The organism is Microbacterium sp. CCNWLW134 (genome assembly GCF_037083565.1).
Lineage (GTDB): Bacteria > Actinomycetota > Actinomycetes > Actinomycetales > Microbacteriaceae > Microbacterium.
Genome location: NZ_JBAOJU010000001.1, coordinates 346863 through 366353 on the forward strand (window position 1 = coordinate 346863; position 19491 = coordinate 366353).

Annotated in this window: 14 protein-coding genes; 12 read left to right on the top strand and 2 right to left on the bottom strand. The window is 70.0% G+C overall.

What is annotated here, in order from left to right:
• The first annotated feature begins 3 nt into the window (after positions 1–3).
• From V6S02_RS01655 to tsaE, 5 genes are all read left to right on the top strand, one after another.
• The gene (locus V6S02_RS01655; protein ID WP_336399614.1) at positions 4–1959 is read left to right on the top strand and encodes a S16 family serine protease; all 1956 of its coding nucleotides are present in this window, start codon (positions 4–6) and stop codon (positions 1957–1959) included.
• A gap of 120 nt (positions 1960–2079) precedes the next feature.
• Positions 2080–7458, top strand: a complete 5379-nt coding sequence (locus tag V6S02_RS01660; protein ID WP_336399615.1) for a cell wall protein — start codon at positions 2080–2082, stop codon at positions 7456–7458.
• A 176-nt stretch (positions 7459–7634) separates the two neighbouring features.
• Positions 7635–8003, top strand: a complete 369-nt coding sequence (locus V6S02_RS01665) for a holo-ACP synthase (protein WP_336399616.1) — start codon at positions 7635–7637, stop codon at positions 8001–8003.
• Positions 8000–9124, top strand: coding sequence for an alanine racemase (gene alr, locus V6S02_RS01670; protein WP_336399617.1), 1125 nt, complete (start codon positions 8000–8002; stop codon positions 9122–9124). The genes V6S02_RS01665 and alr overlap by 4 nt, the downstream gene beginning before the upstream one ends.
• Positions 9121–9624, top strand: a complete 504-nt coding sequence (tsaE, locus tag V6S02_RS01675) for a tRNA (adenosine(37)-N6)-threonylcarbamoyltransferase complex ATPase subunit type 1 TsaE (RefSeq protein ID WP_336399618.1) — start codon at positions 9121–9123, stop codon at positions 9622–9624. Before alr ends, tsaE begins: the two co-directional genes overlap by 4 nt.
• Before the next feature lie 15 nt (positions 9625–9639).
• On the opposite strand, the gene V6S02_RS01680 is transcribed toward tsaE, so the two are convergent.
• Positions 9640–10020 carry a hypothetical protein gene (locus V6S02_RS01680; RefSeq protein WP_124294199.1) on the bottom strand — a complete coding sequence of 127 codons (381 nt, stop codon included), beginning with the start codon at positions 10018–10020 and terminating at the stop codon, positions 9640–9642.
• Between the two features lie 95 nt (positions 10021–10115).
• Between V6S02_RS01680 and tsaB the strand changes: the two genes are divergently transcribed.
• The 4 genes from tsaB to V6S02_RS01700 are packed head-to-tail and all read left to right on the top strand — an operon-like array spanning position 10116 to position 12809.
• Positions 10116–10754, top strand: coding sequence for a tRNA (adenosine(37)-N6)-threonylcarbamoyltransferase complex dimerization subunit type 1 TsaB (gene tsaB, locus V6S02_RS01685; protein WP_336399619.1), 639 nt, complete (start codon positions 10116–10118; stop codon positions 10752–10754).
• Complete coding sequence (gene rimI, locus V6S02_RS01690) at positions 10751–11218, top strand: ribosomal protein S18-alanine N-acetyltransferase (RefSeq protein ID WP_336399621.1); 468 nt, start codon at positions 10751–10753, stop codon at positions 11216–11218. Before tsaB ends, rimI begins: the two co-directional genes overlap by 4 nt.
• Complete coding sequence (gene tsaD / locus V6S02_RS01695; protein WP_336399622.1) at positions 11215–12363, top strand: tRNA (adenosine(37)-N6)-threonylcarbamoyltransferase complex transferase subunit TsaD; 1149 nt, start codon at positions 11215–11217, stop codon at positions 12361–12363. The genes rimI and tsaD overlap by 4 nt, the downstream gene beginning before the upstream one ends.
• Complete coding sequence (locus V6S02_RS01700; protein ID WP_124294195.1) at positions 12360–12809, top strand: hypothetical protein; 450 nt, start codon at positions 12360–12362, stop codon at positions 12807–12809. Before tsaD ends, V6S02_RS01700 begins: the two co-directional genes overlap by 4 nt.
• A 1-nt stretch (position 12810) precedes the next feature.
• Here the strand turns inward: V6S02_RS01700 and V6S02_RS01705 are convergent, their stop codons facing one another.
• Positions 12811–14022: a class I SAM-dependent methyltransferase gene (locus tag V6S02_RS01705; protein WP_336399623.1), complete on the bottom strand. Its 1212-nt coding sequence runs from the start codon at positions 14020–14022 to the stop codon at positions 12811–12813.
• A gap of 184 nt (positions 14023–14206) precedes the next feature.
• Here V6S02_RS01705 and V6S02_RS01710 point away from each other — a divergent pair, with 184 nt between their 5' ends.
• The 3 genes from V6S02_RS01710 to V6S02_RS01720 all read left to right on the top strand — a co-directional run bounded on the left by V6S02_RS01710 (position 14207) and on the right by V6S02_RS01720 (position 18824).
• Complete coding sequence (locus V6S02_RS01710) at positions 14207–15148, top strand: hypothetical protein (protein WP_336399624.1); 942 nt, start codon at positions 14207–14209, stop codon at positions 15146–15148.
• Positions 15149–15300: 152 nt separating this feature from the next.
• Complete coding sequence (locus V6S02_RS01715) at positions 15301–17208, top strand: dynamin family protein (protein ID WP_336399625.1); 1908 nt, start codon at positions 15301–15303, stop codon at positions 17206–17208.
• Positions 17205–18824 (top strand): dynamin family protein, encoded by a 1620-nt coding sequence (locus V6S02_RS01720; protein WP_336399626.1) that lies wholly within the window; start codon positions 17205–17207, stop codon positions 18822–18824. The genes V6S02_RS01715 and V6S02_RS01720 overlap by 4 nt, the downstream gene beginning before the upstream one ends.
• The last annotated feature ends 667 nt before the right edge of the window (positions 18825–19491 follow it).

Genomic DNA, 19491 nt, shown 5'->3' on the forward strand with positions numbered 1-19491 from the left:
CGGGTGATCGTCCGCTCTGGGTCGCGCGCCGCGCGAGGGATTCTGGCCACCGTCGCACTGACCGCCGTGCTCGCGGCATCCGGTTGCACGTTTATCTCCGACGCCATCGTCGACAGCGCGACCGGTGGCGGCGGGGGCGCCGGCGGCTTCGCGGCATCAGAGACCGAGCTGCAGGTGCTCTACGCCGCCGGCGACACCGGTGGCGTCGCGACGCAGCGCATCTCGGTCGGCCCGTCCGACGACGGCGAGCTCAGCATCGACATCTCCGAAGACGAGGTCTCGGGTGTGGGCGACATGACCCAGGCGGCGTCGTGGAACGCCGTGTCGGTCGCCACCCTCCTCACCGGTGCACCGCTCGACGTGTCCTACCGCTTCGCCTTCGACGGGCGCATCGACGGGCCCAGCGCCGGGGCGCTCACGACCATCGGCATCCTGTCGCTCTACTACGGCGACGACATCGCCGACGACGCGACCATGACCGGCACCATCAACCCGATGGGGACCGTCGGCACCGTCGGCGGCATCCCCGAGAAGGTGCAGGGCGTCATCGACGAGGGCACGATCTCCACCGTCCTGATCCCCGCTGGACAGCGCAACGTGCCCGATGCCGCCGGAAACCTCGTCGACGTGGGCTCGCTCGGACGCAGCGGCGGCGTGGAGGTCGTCGAGGTCGCCGACGTCTACGACGCCTATCCGCTGCTGACCGGCGAGGAACTGCCAAGGCCCGCGGACGACGCGGCGCCGGCCATCCCGGACGCGGCATACACGAAGTTCCAGAGCGCCGGCGACGCCATGCTCGCCACGTACGACCGGGCTCTGGCGGAGTTCGCCGCCCTCGATCCGGTCGTCCAGCAGGCCGCCGGCACCATTCCTGCCGAGGCGGCGGCGTACGCCGACCGTGCCCGTCAGCTGCAGGTGCAGGCGCTGCAGGGCGGGGCGTTCTTCGAGGCATCCCAGGCGGCTGCGGTCATGCAGGCCACGGCGTCGACCTTCCGCACCGTGCAGGACCTCCTCACCTCGGGCGGCAACGCCATCGGTGCGCGTCTGGACGGCGCGGCCAGCGCCGAGGGCGAGTTCACCGCGTTCCTCGATCAGCTCAGCACCTACGAGCCCGAGACCCTCGCCGATGCCGAGGCCCTCGTCACCGCCTACGGCAACGCCTTCGACGCCTACACCCTGCTGCAGTACGCCACCGCGAGCCTGCAGCGGATCGCCGACACGATCGCCGCGGCCGGCTACACCGACTTCGAGCAACTGCTCACCGACGCCCTGACGCCGCTGATCTACTACGACCTCGCCCGCGGCAACCTCGCCTTCGCCCAGGCGGTCTTCGACATCGGCCGCGACAACGGCGGCACCCCGATCGCCGAGGGTGCCGACCTCGATGCCATCGCCTCGTTCTTCCGTCGCGCGGCCGACGCCGACTGGGCGGCATTCGAGTCGGGTGTCATCCAGCCGATCGCCGAGTCGCGGGGGGAGTCGAACGATGTCTTCCGTACTGCCCTGTCGGCCGTCGATACCGACGTCGCGCTGTCCTACACCGCGCAGCAGTCGGTCGCGTCGATCGAGCAGTACCTCGGTGAGGGAAGCAACGCTCCCTACGCGGCTATGGGCTACGGCTATGTCAACTACGCCCGCAACGCGGTGCTGATCGAGAAGTACTACAACAACGGCGTCCTCGACGACAACCTGCAGGTCGTGGGCGTGTCCTCTGAGACGATCCTCACCTCCGCGCTCGATCTCGGTCGCACGCAGACCGCCCGCGGAGCGGGCATCCTCACCGCCGAGGGCACGTCACCGGTGCTGATCGCGGGAGCCTACGAACAGGCCGGGGTCGCCCGCGAGGGCGATGTCGCCGACAAGTTCCAGGCGATCGCGCAGTACTCAGGGGCATTCGTGCTCTCGCGGATCCTCGCCTATGCGGGCGGGTTCGAGCGTTCGGGGTACGCCGCGGACTGACGGGGAAAGCTTTTCCGCCCCGTTCAGCAGCCGTTCACCGGTGCGACCCGTGGCGCTGTGCGGCATCCCTAGCGTGGCCGAGGCCCTCTGACGACGGGGGCCTCAACTCGAAAGTGATCCATGCCTCGCCGACGCCGTTCCCTGCCCGCGCTTGTCCTCGTCCCCGTCCTCGCCGCCTCTTCCGTGGCTCTCGCGACGCCTGTCGCCGCCGCGGAATCCCTGCCGTCACCCGCTCTCGTGGTGACCGAGATCGTCGCCGACAACGTCGGCGCCGATCACTTCGAATTCTTCGAAGTGCGCAACACCACCGATCGGGCGATCGACCTCGACGCTGAGAGCATCGACTTCGCCTACACCTATGCCGACGGGTCGGACACCGCGCGGGATGTCGTGCTCACCACCCCGGCGGGCACCGTCATCGCCCCGGGCGCGACGGTGGCCCTGTGGCTCAGCTACACCTCGGGGAGCGTCGACAGCTTCGCCCGATCGGTCGACGACTTCCGGGCGCATTTCGCCGCCACGCAGCCCGAGACCGACTACGACGTCGTCCGGGTCGAAGGACAGCCCGGCATCGCCAACGGCGGCTCCCGCGGCATCCGCGTCACCGCGGCGGGCACGGAGATGAGCCACTCCTTCGCCGCGGCAGGCGCCTTCGGCGCCGACCTCGCCGCAACGTTCGGGCCGCCGCAGTCGGGGACGAGCGCCCTGCCCCTCGCCACCCTCGCGCCCGCGACCCCCGGCCGGCTCGCGGAAGCAGAACCGACGCCGGAGCCGACGAACGAACCGACGCCGGAGCCGACGGGCGAACCGACCCCCGGCCCCACCGAGACCGCACCCGCTGCACCGCTGACGGCCCGCGATCTGCTGATCACCGAGTTCGCGCCCGACACCACCGGCACCGACCGGTTCGAGTACATCGAGATCGCCAACACCACCGATCGCGCGATGGATCTCGGCGCGGACGTCCGCATCAGCTACGACTTCCTGTCCGGCCAGAAAGACCTCACGGTACCGGCCGGATCGATCATCCCCGCGAACGGTGTCGCGGTGCTGTGGCTCCAGTACGCGCCAAACACCGACGGGCTGACCGCCGCGGACTTCCGGGCGTTCTACGGCGCCGGTGATGATGTCGTCGTCGTCCCCCTCGCGGGACAGGCCGGCTTCGCCAACAGCGCCGAGCGCGGCATCCGTCTTCTCGCCCCGGCTCCGGACGGCGCCGACCCGGTCGAGATCTCCGCCGCCCGCTACCGGGCCGACGAGGTCGGCGCCGGACTCGGCGTGGACTACCGGCTCCCCGAGGCGTCGACCGCCACCCAGATGACCGTGCTCCGCGCTCTCGCCGCACCGACCCCGGGCGTCGTGGATCCGGCGGCCTTCGTGCCCGCGCCGTTCGTTCCGGTCGCCGACCCGCAGCTGGTGACTGCACCGCTGCAGATCACCGAGATCGCCCCCGACACCGCCAACGTCGCAGGTGCCGACGGGTACGAGTTCATCGAGATCTACAACGCCACCACCGAACCCATCGCGTTCCGAGACTTCACACTGAAATACCTCTACCCGCTCGAGGACCTCACCAACTCCAACACCGTGCTGTGGCCCGCCACCGTGCGCGACTCCGTCGTCGCCCCCGGCGCCACCCTGGTGTTTTGGATCAAGAACGGCGCCAACGACGCCCTCACCGCCGACGACTTCAACAGGCACTTCGGCAGCGCCCTCGTCGCCGGGCAAGACCTGTTCGAGATCGCCAGCGGCGGCATGGCGAACGGTTCGCCGCGAGGTCTCGAGATCGTCACGAACACCGGCTTCGCGATGAACCGCGCCTACTACAACCTCGGTGGCGTCGACGACGTCACCGCCGACCAGCCGGTGCAGTACGCGGTGAACCCCGACGACCTCCTGGTGCAGAAGAAGCTCGGCACGGCGCCCGCGACCCCCGGTGCGATCTACCGGGAGCAGGTGCCCGGTGGGCTGATGGTCACCCCGATGGATGCCGCGGCCCCGGCCGTCACCGACGCCACCGCGCCTGAGATCACCCCCGGCGCGGACTTCCCGCTGCAGATGACGGTGACCGACGATCGGCAGGTGCGGACGGTGGAGATCGAGGTCGCGAGCAACCTCGACGCCGCGCCGCTGCGTCACACCCTGCTCGCGGGCGCCGACGGCGTGACCTACCGCCATGCGATCCCCGCCGTCGACCTCACCGGCAAGACGTGGTTCGAGTACCGCGTGATCGCCAGGGACGGCGCGAACGAGACCGTCACCGACGTCCGGCGCGTCGCAGTGGCCGGTGCCGACTCCTCGCCGGTGCGGCTGCAGCTGCAGGAGGGCCAGTGGGTGTCGGGTGCGACCGAGATCGTCGCGGGCGGCAACACCTTCCCCTCCGACATCCGTCTGTCGATCGACGGCGTCGAGGTCGAAACGACCCCGCGCCTGGAGAACCCGGCGGTCTTCGCCTTCGAGGCGAGCGGCACCGACGCCCTGTTCCGCAATGGCGTGCGTATCGGCGATGAGGTGCTGCACGTCTTCGACCGCGGCACCTACGCCGACTGGGCCACCATCACGGTGCCCGTCCCGGTGTCGTACCTCACCGGAGAACGCGTCGACCTCGGCGTCTGGGCAGGGACCAAGGCCAAGACCGACCGTGACCCGAACGAGAACAACGACGACTTCACGATTCGCGGAATCCGCCTGATCCTCCCCGACGGGCGCACCCTCGCCCCCGAGGGATACACCGACCCGACCGCGATCGTGCCGATGGGCGACAGCCAGGGGCGTCTGGACGTCTTCGAGGCCGGCTTCGCTCTCCCCGGCGACGCGCGCACGGCCGTGGGTCACCTGTGGGAGACCACGGCCGCCGCCGACGGCGCCCACCGCGTCCGGGCGAGCGCCGGTGACGACGCCGTCGAGGTCGCCGTGAACGTCGACAACACGGTTCCCGAGATCGAGACCGACCTCGAGGAGGGGCGCCTCTACCAGGGCGAGTTCACCATCGACGCTGCCGCGAGCGATGCGGGAGCCGGGGTGTCCGCGCTCACGGCCACACTCGACGGCCGAGCCATCGAGCTTCCGTACACCACCGGTTCGCTTCTCCTCGCCGACGGCGCGCACACCGTGATCTTCACTGCGGTGGATGCCGCGGGCAATCGTGCCGAGCGGACGGTGACGTTCCAGACCCCGGTCGAAGAGCCCGGCAACGAGCTCCTCTCGCCCGAGGACGGCGCCGAGTTCGACACCGGCGACCCGATCGACCTCACCGCCCGCGCGACCGATCCGACCGGCGACCGCCTGGACGTGTCGTTCCGGGAAGCGGTCCGCACGGTGCCCGGTGCCGGCATCGAGGCGACGACCGGTGAGATCGGCACGGCGCTGTCGACCGACCGCACCGGCGCGCGCGGGCTCACCGCGGAGGAGGTGAGCGCCATCGGCCGGCTCGACGAGAGCGCGCTCACGCAGACATCCGACACCGCCTTCCCGTACCAGCTGTTCGAGGTGGCGGTCCCCGGTGACGCCGGTGACGACGCCCGCGTGAGGGTGAGGTGGGACGGGTCGGCCAACGCCGACGCGAAGGTGCTCCTCTACGCCCTCGGGACCGACGGCGCCTGGCAGGAATTCGACCGCGCAGTGACGACCGACGGCGCGCCGACGTCCTTCACGCTCGAGGCGATGGTGCCCGTCGACGGCTTCGCGGCCGAGGGGACGGTGACCGTGCTCGTGCAGCACTCGGAGGGCTTCGCCGGCTCGAACCTCTCCACCCGCGACACCGTCGTGGAGCCCGCCCACCCTGAGGACACGCCTCGATCGGCGTACGACTTCACCTTCGCGTGGGAGTCGGACACCCAGTACTACAACGAGACGTTCTACAACCACCAGGTGGCGATCCACGATTACCTGCTGGCGGAGCGGAGCGACCTGAACCTGCAGTACCTCTTCCACACCGGCGACGTGGTCAACATCGCCGAGGACATGGCGCAGTGGGAGCGGGCCGATCCCGCGTATGCCGCACTCGATGAGGCGGGTCTGCCCTACGGTGTGCTCGCCGGCAACCACGACGTGGGAGCCTTCGACGCGAACTACACGAACTTCAGCGCGTTCTTCGGCGCGTGGCGGTTCGCCGACAACCCGTGGTGGGGCGGCGACTACCTCGACAACCGCGGGCACTACGATCTCATCACCGCCGGTGGCATCGACTTCCTGATGCTCTACATGGGATGGGGTCCGGGCGATGCGGAGATCGCGTGGATGAATGACGTCATCTCCCGCTATCCCGAGCGCACGGTCATGCTGAACCTGCACGAGTACATGCTGACGACGGGTGGTCTCGGGCCCATTCCGCAGCGCATCTACGACGAGGTCGTGGCCCCGAACCCGAACGTGCGGACGGTCTTCTCCGGCCACTACCACGACGCGTTCACCCGGGTCGACGGGTTCGACGACGACGGTGACGGAGTCGCCGAGCGCCAGGTCTACCAGGTGCTCTTCGACTACCAGGGCCTCGCCGAGGGAGGCCTCGGCTACCTCCGCCTGATGCACTTCGACAATCAGACGGGGCAGATCCTCTCCCGCACCTACAGCCCCTCGCTCGCCGACTACAACGCCGACGATCCGACGCTCGAGGTGCAGCACCAGGAGTTCGCGATCCCCTACACCGCCCTCGGCATCGCGCCGGCGCAGAAGGTGCTCGCCACCGATGCGTTCCGCGCCGACATCCTCACCACCAGCCCGATCGCCGACTTCGACGATGTCGAGAGCGGCACCGACCTGACCGCGGCGTGGGAGCCGGGGGAGGGCACCCACGGCTGGTTCGTGACCTCGATGGACCCCTACGGCGCCACCACCGACTCCGAGGTGCGCACGGTCGTCGTGCGGCCGGGCGACGGCGAGGAGCCGGGGGGCGGCGAGGAGCCGGGTGACGGCGAGGAGCCGGGTGACGGCGAAGAGCCGGGTGACGGCGAGGAGCCGGGTGACGGGCGGCCCACCGAGCCGTCGGTACCGGTGATGCCCGACCAGCTCGACCCCGCACTGCAGGGTGCGATCACCGCACCGGCGAGCGTGCGCATCGGCGACCCGTTCACCGTTGAGGTCGGCGGCGCGGCGCCGGGCACGTGGGTGCAGCTGTGGCTGCACTCGGCACCCACCGCGCTCGGGACCTGGACCCAGGTGGGCGCAGACGGCACCGTTCGCGCGGTGATCCCCGCCGGCACCACGCTCGGCGACCACGTGCTCGTGGCTCAGGACGTCGACGGCGCCGTGGGCTGGACGACGCTGCAGGTCACCGCGGCGCCCGGCGAAGCGCCGGTCGATCCGCTGCCGGGAACCGGTGGAGGCGATGGCCCCGGCTCGGGAGCGGGGGGTGAGGGCTCGACCGCGGCATCCGGCTCATCGGGTCCGCTCCCCGCCACCGGGGGAGAGGCCGCACCGCTCCTCGTCGCGGGAACGACCGCTCTCCTGCTCCTCGTCGCGGGCGTGATGCTGGTCCTCCGGCGTCAGCGCAGGGCCTGATCGCCGACGCTGATCGTCCGCAACTCCTGCAGAATCGGCCGCACGGGTCTGATTCCGGGCCCTGGAGCCGCCCGGGCGCCATTCTGCAGGAGTTGGGACACCCGCCGGCTGCCACCGCCCCGCGCTCGACACCACGCCGCCGTTGATAGGGTGACAGCCGCGGGAGAGGAGAGCGGATGATCGCCGGCATCGGCGTCGACCTGGTCGACATCTCCCGCTTCGAAGCCACCCTCGACCGCACGCCGCGCCTTCTCGAGCGCCTCTTCTCTCCCGCCGAGCGGGCGTTGAAGCCCCGGTCCCTCGCCGCCCGCTACGCCGCGAAGGAAGCGCTCATCAAGGCGCTCGGCGGCTCGGACGGCGTGTACTGGACCGACATCGAAGTGTGGAATGAGTCGTCGGGCCGCCCCCAGTTCACCCTGTCGGGAAGCACCGCCGACGTGATCGTCGACCGCGGGATCTCGTCGGTGCACCTGTCGATGTCGCACGACGCCGGCTTCGCCGTGGCGTACGTGATCGTCGAGAGGAACGAAGGAATGATCGGATGACCAGGCTCCCCGCCGGCACCATGCGCGAGGCCGTCATCGACGTCGGAGCGATCGCCGACAACGTCCGCCACTTCCGCCGCCTCACCGGCGCAGAGGTCATCGCGGTGGTCAAGGCCGACGGCTACGGTCACGGTGCGGTCCGCGCCGCGACCGCGGCGCTCGAGGGCGGGGCGACCCGCCTCGGCGTCGCCGACGTCACCGAGGCGCTGGCTCTTCGTCGCGCGGGGATCCGCGCCCCGATCCTGGCGTGGCTGCACGCGCCCGGCGCGTCGTTCGCCGAAGCCGCGGCGCACGGCATCGAGCTCGGCATCTCCACCCTCGATCAGCTGCAGGCCGCGGCGGCCGCCGCCTCGGGCGAGCGTTCGGTCGCGGTGCATCTGAAGGTCGAGACCGGGCTCTCCCGCAACGGCCTCACCCCCTCCGACGCCCGCGTCGCCTTCGCCGAGGCCGCCCGCCTCGAGCGCATCGGCAAGCTGCGGGTCATCGGCATCTTCAGCCACCTCTCCAACGCCTCCGCCGACGACGACCGCGCCGCCCTCGCGCGGTTCGAGGAGGCGCTCGGTGCCGCGGCATCCGTGGGTCTTGCCCCGCCCCTCCGCCATCTCGCAGCCACCCACGCGGCCATCGCGCTCCCCGAGACCCGCCTGAACTGCGTCCGCATCGGCATCGGCATCTATGGTCTGTCGCCCTTCGCCGACCGCGGGTCGGCTGACCTCGGCCTCCGCCCCGCCATGACGCTGCGCGCCGCGGTTGCGAACGTGCGCCGCGTGCCGGCCGGCACGGGGGTCTCCTACGGCTACGACTACCGCACCCCCCGCGAGACGACCCTCGCGCTCGTGCCCCTCGGGTACGCCGATGGCGTACCCCGGCAGGCGTCAGGAGCGGGACCGGTCACGATCGGCGGCCGCCGGTTCGATGTCGCCGGGCGTATCGCCATGGACCAGTTCGTCGTCGACGTCGGAGATGCCCCTGTCGCGATCGGCGACGAGGTCGTGCTCTTCGGCGACCCGACGCTCGGGTCTCCCGCCGCCGATGAGTGGGCCGTCGCCGCCGGCACCATCAACTACGAGATCGTCACACGCATCGGTGCGCGCGTGCCCCGCCGGCAGGTGGACGGATGACGGGATTCGACGCCCTCGTCGGGCGACGCGAGATCGCCTCGTCGGCCGAGATGGAAGCGCTCGGCGAGGAGATGGGACGGATGCTGCGCCCCGGCGACCTGATCGTCCTCACCGGCGCGCTGGGAGCGGGCAAGACCACGCTCACCCGGGGGATCGGCCGGGGTCTCGGGGTGCGCGGGCCGGTGCAGAGTCCGACGTTCGTGCTGGCCCGGACGCACCCGTCGCTCGTCGGCGGCGCCCCGCTCGTGCACGTGGACGCCTACCGGCTCGGCTCGGCGCTGGAGCTCGACGACCTCGACCTCGATGTCGAGCGCTCGGTCGTGGTCGTGGAGTGGGGTCGGGGAATGGTCGAGGGCCTGCGCGACACCTGGTGGGAGGTCGAGCTCGACCGCGAGCTCGGCGGACGAGGCGCCGACACGATGTGCGGCGGCCCCTCGCGCGCCGATGAGGAGCTCGACGCTGAGGCGCCGCGGGTCGTGACGATCAGCCGGCGTCCCTGACGCGCGGCGGGCGCCTCAGCCGCCGAAGAACGCGTTCGCGCGGCGGGTGTAGAGCAGGATGAGGCCGATGATCGCCGGGAGGGCGGAGAAGAAGCCCGTCCAGAACGTCTCGGCGCCGCCGATGATGAGCAGCACGGCGCTGACGATGTTCAGCACGAACACGATCGTGACGACCAGGCGCGCCCCGGGGCTGCCGCGCAGCAGCCCGACGCTCACCGCGATGATGATCACCCCGAGGATGATCGTGAGGATCGCGATCAGCACGAGGTGCAGCAGCGGCCCCTGCCCCAGGGCCCCGCCGATGAGGATCAGCGCGCCGCCGAGGATGTTGAAGAACCCCGAGATCCACGCGAGGACGGCGACGATCGTGACTCCGACGGGACGAGACGCGGCCATGACACTCTCCTGTGTTGCTGCTGACACCGTTGTTGCCCACACCGTAGCGCCCCCGCTCCCGCGGGCGCCACGGCTCGCCCGACTACCCTGGAGAGGTGATTCTCGGCATCGACACGTCTCTCGGCACCGCGGCCGCGGTGATCGAACCCGACGGCGTCGTGCTCGCCGCGGCCGACAGCCCGAACCCGCTCGGACACGCCGAGGCGATCGGCGGTCTTCTCGAGCAGGTGCTCGCCTCCGCGGGAGCACTCACGCATGTCGCCGTCGGCATGGGCCCCGGCCCCTTCACCGGGCTCCGCGTGGGCATCGCCACGGCGCGCGCCTTCGCGCTGGGTCGCGGCGTCCCGCTCGTCCCGGTGCCCAGCCACGACGCCGCCGCGCTGGGGTTGCTGCTCGCCGATGCCGTCGCCGGTGCCGACGACACCGCGCCCTTCGCCGTGGTCACCGACGCGCGCCGGCGCGAGTTCGCGTACTCGGTGTTCGAGGGGATGGATGACGACGGCTTGGCCGTCCGCACCACCGGACCCCTGCTCGCTCCGCGCGACGAGCTCGACGACCGGCTGGCCGCGCTCGGTGCGGCGCGCCGGGATGTGGCCGCTGTTCCTGCCGCGATGGTCGCGCTTGCGGCATCCCGGGCCCTGGTGGCGGGGCGCACGCTCGCGACATCCGAGCCGCTCTATCTCCGCTCGCCGGATGTGACCCTCCCCGGCGCCCCGAAAAAGGTGACCGCGTGAGCCTCCGCCCGGCGAGCGTCGACGATCTCGGCGCGATCATGGTGCTCGAGCGCGCCGCCTTCGGCGGCGACGCGTGGTCGGACGACGTCATGCGCGCCGACCTCGCCTCCCCCCACACCTGGTACGTGGTCGCTGAAGAGGACGGTCGTCTGGTCGGATACGCGGGGCTGCGCGCACCGGCGGGATCGAAGGATGCCGACGTGCAGACCATCGCGCTCGATGAGGGCGTGCGCGGGCGCGGGCTCGGGCGCGCGATCTTCCGGGCGCTGCTCGACGAGGCCGCTCGCCGCGGAGTGAGCGAGGTGTTCCTCGACGTCCGCGCCGACAACGCCCCCGCCCAGAGCCTCTACGCCTCGGAGGGGTTCGAGGCGATCGGACGCCGCCCCAACTACTACCCGGGCGAGGGGGTCGACGCGATCGTGATGCGGCTGCGGCTGGCGGCGCGGGAAGGGGGTGCCGCATGAACCGGCGCGAACCCCTCGTCCTCGGCATCGAGACGAGCTGCGACGAGACCGGGATCGGGATCGTCCGCGGGCGAACCCTGCTGTCGAACACGATCGCGAGCAGCATGGACGAGCACGCCCGCTACGGCGGGGTCGTCCCCGAGGTCGCCGCCCGCGCGCACCTCGAGGCGCTGCAGCCCGCGATCGAGGCGGCGCTCGCCGAGGCGGAGGTGGGCCTCGACGACCTCGACGCGGTCGCCGTGACCTCAGGCCCGGGACTCGCCGGGGCGCTCATGGTCGGGATCGGGGCGGCGAAAGGCCTCGCTGTCTCGCTCGGCAAACCCCTGTACGCCGTCAACCACCTCGTGGGGCACATCGCCGCCGACATCCTCGATCACGACGCCGGTCCCCTCGAGTACCCGACCGTCGCGCTGCTCGTCAGCGGAGGTCACACGTCCCTTCTGCTGGTGCGCGACCTCACCAGCGACGTCGAACTGCTGGGCGAGACCGTCGACGACGCCGCCGGCGAGGCCTTCGACAAGGTGGCGCGGGTGCTGGGGCTTCCCTACCCCGGTGGTCCGGAGATCGACCGGGCCGCGGCATCCGGAGACCCCACGGCCATCGCGTTCCCGCGCGGGCTGTCGCGGGCGTCCGACATGGCGGCGCACCGCTACGACTTCTCCTTCTCGGGGCTGAAGACCGCGGTCGCCCGCTTCGCCGAGGCGAACCCCGAAATGCTGGCGGATGACGCCGGGCGCGCCGACATCGCCGCATCGTTCCGCGAGGCGGTGGTCGATGTGCTCGTGACGAAGGCGCTCAACGCCTGCCGCGACCACGGGGTGCCCCGTCTTCTCCTCGGCGGCGGGGTGATCGCCAACCGGCGCCTGCGCGAGGTCGCGCTCGAACGCGCCGCGGCCGCCGGGGTGGCGGTGCGCATCCCGCCGTTCTCGCTCTGCACTGACAACGGCGCGATGATCGCCGCGCTCGCCGCGGAGCTGATCGCTTCCGGAGCCGAGCCCTCGACCCTGGCGTTCGGGGCGGATTCGACCTTGCCGGTCACCGAGATCCAGGTGGCGCGGCCCGAAGCAAGCCCCGGAGAGGCGCGGCCCGAAGCAAGCCCCGGAGGGGCGCGGCCCGAAGCAAGCCCCGGAGGGGCGCGGCCGTGACGACGCCCGAGGGCAGCAGCCCCCGCATCGAGCCTCCGACCGACGACGTCGCGCCCGTCGGTGAGGAGTCGGTGCTCCCCGGTCACCACCGGGGCGGCTTCCACCGCGCGCCGACCGCGCCGGTCGATGTCGCGGTGACCGCGACAGGGCCGAGCCCCGATCCCGAGCCGCTCGTGATGTGGGCGCCCCAGGAAGACCCCCCGCCGCGCGCGGCGCTCGCCGCGTGGGCTCTGTTCTTCTCCGTGGTCGGACTGGTCGTGTCGCTCTTCGTCGGGTGGGGGTTCCTGCTCGGACTCGTCGGCGTGGTGACCGCGATCGTGGCCCTCTTCCGTCCGCTCGAAAGCCGCCGCATGGCCGGATGGGCGATCGCCCTCGGCATCCTGTCCCTCGTCTACAGCGCGGGCTGGCTGTGGTTCGCCGCGACGCAGGCCGAGCTGTTCGCCTGATTCAGGCGGCGGGCATGCGATCGGCGAGGATCGCGACGCGGGCACCCGCCACGCGGGTGACGATGAGGGTCGCCTCACCGTCACCCCGGAGCTTCAGCTTCGTGCGAAGCGCCGCCGGGTCGACATCCACGCCCCGCTTCTTGATCTCCAGGCGCCCGATTCCGCGCTCGCGGAGGGCCGCACCAAGCTTCCGGATGTCGGAGGGCAGGGTCTCACGCACCCGGAACGTCGAGACGAACGGGCTCGTGAGCTCTGCGTCGGAGGTGAGGTAGGCGACGCGATCGGCCAGCATCCCCGCTCCGAGCGCGCGGGCGACCTCGCCGATGAGGTGGGCGCGGATGACGGCGCCGTCGGGTTCGTGGATGAACGCGCCGAGCGCCCGCACCGGCTCGTCCGGGGTGTCGGCCGGCGCGGTGAGTTCGACCGCCGAGGTGCCGCGGAGCACCAGCGCCGCCCGGCGCACGCCCTCGCGCGCGAGTGCGCCCGACCACAGCACCAGCTCGATCGTCGACCCGTCGGCGCTCACCCACTGCGACTCGACATCGTCGGGGATGAGGTCGCGGTCCATCCCGGGTCCGAGCTTCACGCCGGTGGGGTGGCGGGAGGCGAGGGCGAAGACCCACTCGAGCGGCGGCGACCACTCGGAGGAGGCGGTGCGGGTCGTGTCGCCGTGGCCGGCCGTGCGGCGGGCGGGATCGAGCCAGAAGGCATCCGGGTTCCCGAGGGCCGCAAGATCGGATGCCGCGTCCTCCGCCGTCGCATGACGCACCGTCGCGAGGTCGCCGAAGGGAGCCAGGTTGTAGGCCGCGATCGCGGCGGTGACCTCGTCCGCGTCGACCGCGGTGACCCGCAGGCCCAGGGCGGCGAACCCCATCGCGTCGCCGCCGATTCCGCAGCCGAGGTCGGCGACCGAGGTCATCCCCGCGGCGCGGAAGCGGTGGGCGTGGTGCGCGGCGACCGACAGACGTGTCGCCTGCTCGAGCCCTGCGCGGGTGAAGAGCATGCCCGAAGCGAAGGCGTCGAACTTCGCCGTCGCGCGTTCGCGAAGGCGGGCCTGCCCGACGACTGCCGAGACCAGATCGGGGGAGTGCCCGGCCTTCCTCAAGCGCGAGACGGCGGTCGCGACATCCGCCGCGGTCTTCACCGGCGGCAGGTCATCGAGGAGCCGCAGTCCTTCGGGGGTCAGGAGGGCGGCGAGTTCGGCCTTATCCACCCGGCAAGCCTAGGCGGGGCGGGGTGCGGATCCCCGAACCCCTGAGACCCCGAACCCCGAAACCCCGCACCGGACCCCTAGGGGAAACCCGAAAGGCTCCGGGGTCATCCCGGATGCCGGGGATGGCACCTGAGGCTGACACTGATGGAGCAAGGCCACAGGCTTCCAACGAAAGGGATGGGCAATGCCTAACATCGAGGACAACGTCATCGCAGATGACGACAACGTGTTCGGAAACGACGACAACAACATCGGCACCGTCGGCAACGAGGTCCTTTCGGACAACAACGTCGCCGTCGACTCGGGCAACACCGCGACCGACTCGGGCAACACCGACTCGTACAACGACCTGCTTTCGAACAACGACGTCGACATCGAGGACTCGGGCAACACCGCGTCCGACTCGTTCAACGAGACCGACGTGGACGTGGCCGTCGCCATCGACGCTTCCGACAACTCGGACAACTCCGACAACTCGGACAACTCGACCAACGACTCGTACAACGACGTCGACTCGAACAACAGCTGGGAAGACTCGGGCAACACCGACTCCTACAACGACTACACGCTGACTGACGAGTCGATCACCGTCGGTGTTCGCCAGTACAACACCAACGTCAACAACGACTACGCGTTCCACGGCGCCGGCGCCGGTGGCGCTGCAGCCGCTGCGGCCGCCGGTGGCACCTTCTCGATCGACAACCGCACCACGGTCGTCGACCAGTCGGTCAACCAGAACATCGAGGCCGGCGACGACGTGTCGCAGTTCTTCGGTCAGGGTGCCGCGGTTGCTTCGGGTGACATGTCGATCGCCGCGGGCGGCGACGTGGACGTCGACAACTCGGTGACCGAGACCACCGTGGGTGACGTCTACATCGGCAACGAGTGGAACGCGCTGTCCATCAGCGACTCGTTCCAGGACAACTCGGTCAACGAGAACTACGAGTGGGAGCTCGACATCGAGGACTCCTTCAACGACGACTCGACGAACACCGCGATCGATGTCGACATCGAGGACGCCTTCAACGAGTACGAGTACACCGAGATCGACACCGACGTTGACTGGTCGAACAGCGGCAACCTGTTCACCGAGGACAGCGTCGTCGCCGACGACATCGAGCTGTGATCTGATACCAGTTCACTAATCGAACACACCTTGCCCGGCCACCCCTTGGGGAGTGGCCGGGCAAGGCGCGTTTACCGCCCGAGCGGCGGCAGTTCTCGCACGCTGAAGATTGGCGTAGCGTGTGGGTGGGGATGCACGACCAAGGGGGATGTGTGGCGGACAAGACGAACGACACCGGCAATGCAGGCGGGTTGGGGCAGCAGGGCCAGGAGGTGACGCTGCCGGCGCTCGCGCAGAGCGAGACCGGGAAGAATCTGGTCGCCCTCGTCGACAACATCGGCACGCTCGCCGACTCCGCCGGTCGCGCAGACCTCGCCGACCGCCTCCACCACACCCGAGACCGTCTGGAAGACCCGAACGTCCGTGTCATCGTCGTGGGCGAGTTCAAGAAGGGCAAGAGCAAGCTCATCAACGCCCTCGTCAATGCTCCGGTCTGCCCCGTCGACGACGATGTGGCCACCAGCGTGCCGACAGCCGTGGGGTACTCCGAGACGCCGGGCGCCTGGGTGGTCACCCAGAAGGAGGGCGAGCCAGGGGTCGTCGAACGTCTGGAGGTGCCGCTCGAGAACCTCGCCCAGTACGTCTCCGAGAAGGGCAACCCCCAGAACGAGCAGCAGATCGTCGGCGCGGAGGTGGCGCTCCCTCGCGAATTGCTGAAGGGCGGTCTGCGGCTCGTCGATTCTCCCGGCGTCGGCGGTCTCGACTCGACGAACGCCCTCGCCACACTCGCCGCGCTGTCAAGCGCGCACGCGGTCCTGCTGGTCTCCGACGCCTCACAGGAATACACCGAGCCCGAGGTGCAGTTCCTGCGCCACGCGATGCGCGTGTCACCCAACGTCGCGGCCGTCATCGCGAAGACCGACCTGTACCCGCACTGGCGCGAGATCGAGCAGATCGATCGTGGCCATCTCGGGGACGTCGGTGACGTTCCCGTCTTCTCCGTGTCGAGCGATCTGCGCCTCATGGCCGCTCAGTTGCAGGACCGAGAACTCAACGACGAGTCGGGCTTCCCGGCTCTGGTCTCGCACCTTCGTCGTGATGTGCTCGGACGTGCCGAGGACATCCAGGCTCGTTCGGCCGTACATGACCTGGTCTCGGTCGTCGATCAGCTGCAGATGTCGCTCACCAGCGAGTTGAACGCGATTCTGCACCCCGAAGACACCCCGCGCATGATCGCGCAACTCGAAGACGCCAAAGCCCGCACCGAGGAGTTCCGCGGTCGGTCGTCGAAGTGGCAGACGGCTCTGAACGACGGCGTCGCCGACCTCATCTCCGACATGGAGCACGACCTGCGCGACCGCCTCCGCCGGGTACAGCGCGAGGCCGAGAACGCCATCGACGAGGGTGACCCCGGCCCCATCTGGGAGCAGATGACGGACTGGCTCGACCAGCGCGTCTCGGCCGCGGTGTCCGAGACCTTCGTCTGGACCGACGAGCGCTCACGCTGGCTGTGCGAGGAGGTCGCGGATCTGTTCCAAGAGGGCGAGACCGAGATTCCTCTCGTCTACGTGGCCGATACCTCGGGTGTGCTCGACCCGATCGACCAGATCTCTCATTTGGATGCGGGCACGCTCGGGGCGGGCGAGAAGATCTTCATCGGCGTCCGCGGATCCTATGGCGGGGTGCTCATGGTCGGGCTCGCGACCAGCCTCATCGGCCTCTCGTTGATCAACCCGCTCTCCCTCCTCGCCGGTGTGCTTGTGGGACGTCGCGCGTATCGCGAAGACATGGGCAACCGCCTGTCGCGCCGCCGTTTCGAGGCGAAGAACATCGTCCGGAGGCACATCGACGAGGTGATCTTCCAGGTCTCCAAGCAGCTGAAGGACCGCCTTCGTATGGTGCAGCGCGCGGCGCGCGACCACTTCGGCAGCATCGCCGACGAGCTCCATCGCTCGCTGTCCGAGGCCGTGCTCGCGGCCAAGCAGGCTGCGGGCTCGTTCTCGGCGAACCAAGACCAGCGTGTCAAGCAGCTGCAGGCGCAGATCGCCCAGATCGAAACGGTGCGTGCCAAGATCCCGAATGTGCCGGCCATCAAGCAGCTGGAGACCGTGCGGCGGTGACAAGTTCGGTACGCGACGACGCGGCGAAGCTGCTCGCATCGGCCCTGGAGCTCTACGACGAGACGTCCGCCACTCGGACGGCTCTGGATGACCTGCACCGCCGCCTGCACGAACCGCTCAGGCTGGCCCTGGCCGGCATGGTCAAGGCGGGCAAGTCCACGCTCCTGAATGCCATCCTCGGCGAGAAACTCGCTCCCACGGATGCGGGGGAGTGCACCCGGGTGGTGACCTGGTACCGCTACTCCACAACCCCGAGCATCACGCTGCACCCGCACGAGGGAGAGCCGCGACGGATGCCCATCAAGCGTGAGGCGGGGCGCCTCGTGCTCGAGCTCGACGGCGTCGCGGCCGAGGAGGTCGCCTGGATCGACGTCGGATGGCCGTCTACCGGTCTGCGCTCCGTCATCCTCATCGACACCCCCGGCATCGCCTCATTGTCGACGGACGTCTCCGCCCGATCGACGGCCTTCCTCGTGCCCGAAGCGCGTCCGTCGTCGGCTGACGCCATCATCTACCTCATGCGGCACCTTCACGCCTCCGACCTGAAATTCCTCGAGTCTTTCCGCGACACCGCGGCGGGGTCGTCTGAGACGGTGAACGCGGTGGCGGTGCTTTCACGTGCCGACGAGATCGGCTCCGGACGCATCGACTCGATGCTTTCGGCGCAGAAGGTCGCCCGCCGGTACGAGAAGGACGGCGACCTGGCCTCGCTGTCGCTCGGGGTGGTTCCCGTGGCCGGCCTTCTCGCCGAGAGTGCCAAAACGCTCCGTGAGGGCGAGTACGCGGCGTTCAAGGAACTCGCCGCCCTGCCGCGTGACGATCGCGAACGCCTGATGGTGTCGGCCGATCGCTTCGCCCGCCCGTCTGAGGTGACGACGCTGAGCGAGAAGGTGCGGAAGGATCTCCTCGCCCGTTTCGGCATCTTCGGCGTCCGGCTCGCGGTGGCATTGATCCGCGGCGGCGCGTCTACTTCCACCGATCTGGCAGAGCAGCTGGTGCAGCACAGCGGCCTGAATGAACTTCAGGGCTTCGTCCGCGAGCAGTTCCGCACGCGTGGGGCAGACCTGAAGGTGCGCGGCGTGCTCGACGGTCTGGAGCAGACGATCCGCGAAGACCCCCGGGAGGGCACGCAGTCGATCCTCGCCGGGATCGAGCGCATCCGCGCTACCGCGCATACGCTGCGCGAGTTGTCCCTGCTGTCTCAGGCGAAGGCGTCGGGGCTGCCGCTGCGTGTGGCCGACTCGGCCGTGGCTGAGCGGATCATCGGTGGTCAGGGGGTCACCGCCACCGCCCGACTCGGACTCGACGACGAGGCGACCGACGCGGCAATTCGCGAAGAGGTCGACGCGCAGCTCGCCTACTGGCGTTCGCTGAGTCAGTCCCCGCTCACCGAGCGGGCCGCCGTGGAAGTCTGCCGCGTGGTGATCCGCAGCCTCGAGGAGATCGTGTCAGAACTCGTCGCCGCCCCCAGCAGGACGGACATCAACCCGACGGGCGGTCCAGCGCAAAGCATTGGGGAACGTGCTGAAGAGCAGCGCGAGGACGGCGAGGCCGGCCTGAGCGATGAAGAGCTGCTCGAGCATCGCTCCGTACTCTCCGGTCCCGACAAACTCTAGGGCGATCAGATAGACGACGCCCATCACGAGGGTCGTCCCCAGCTGCCACCACCGGATATTCGGTTTGCGTCCGGAGAACGACACCAGCTGCGCGATCTGGAGGAGCAGCAGCGTCACCATGATGCCGAACACCGACCAGAAGAGAATGTCGGCTGCCGACTCGTAGGTCGCGTCGTCGCGGCCCTCGTTGACCCCGCGGATGACGTCTTGGATCAACGGCAGCTGGTCTTCGCGGATGACGAAGTAGAAGACAACGGCCACTGCGCCGACGGCGAAGCTCAGCACCCAGAGGAACTGCGACATCCGTACCGTGAAGGGCGGCGGAGCTTTCGCCATGACGGGCGCTGCGGAGGGATTGACCAGTGCGGGACGCTCGGGGGCGTCGCGCTTCGGCTGGAAACCTCGTCTCGGAGTGGAGACGACCGGACCCTGCGGCTGCTGCGGTTCGGGATCGGTGTACAGCGGAACCGGCTGCTGCGGCCCGGAGCCGGGCGCGAACTTCGCCTGGCTCACCGGAACCTGCACCGGTTGGATGCGGCCGAGTGTCGCCCCGGACCGAGTCGGAGGCTGACCAGGATACGGCTGCGCGCCCTGCGGCGGTCGCTGAGGGGGTTGGCCCTGCGGGCGCTGCGGCCCCTGCGGCCCCTGTGGGCGCTGCTGTCCCTGG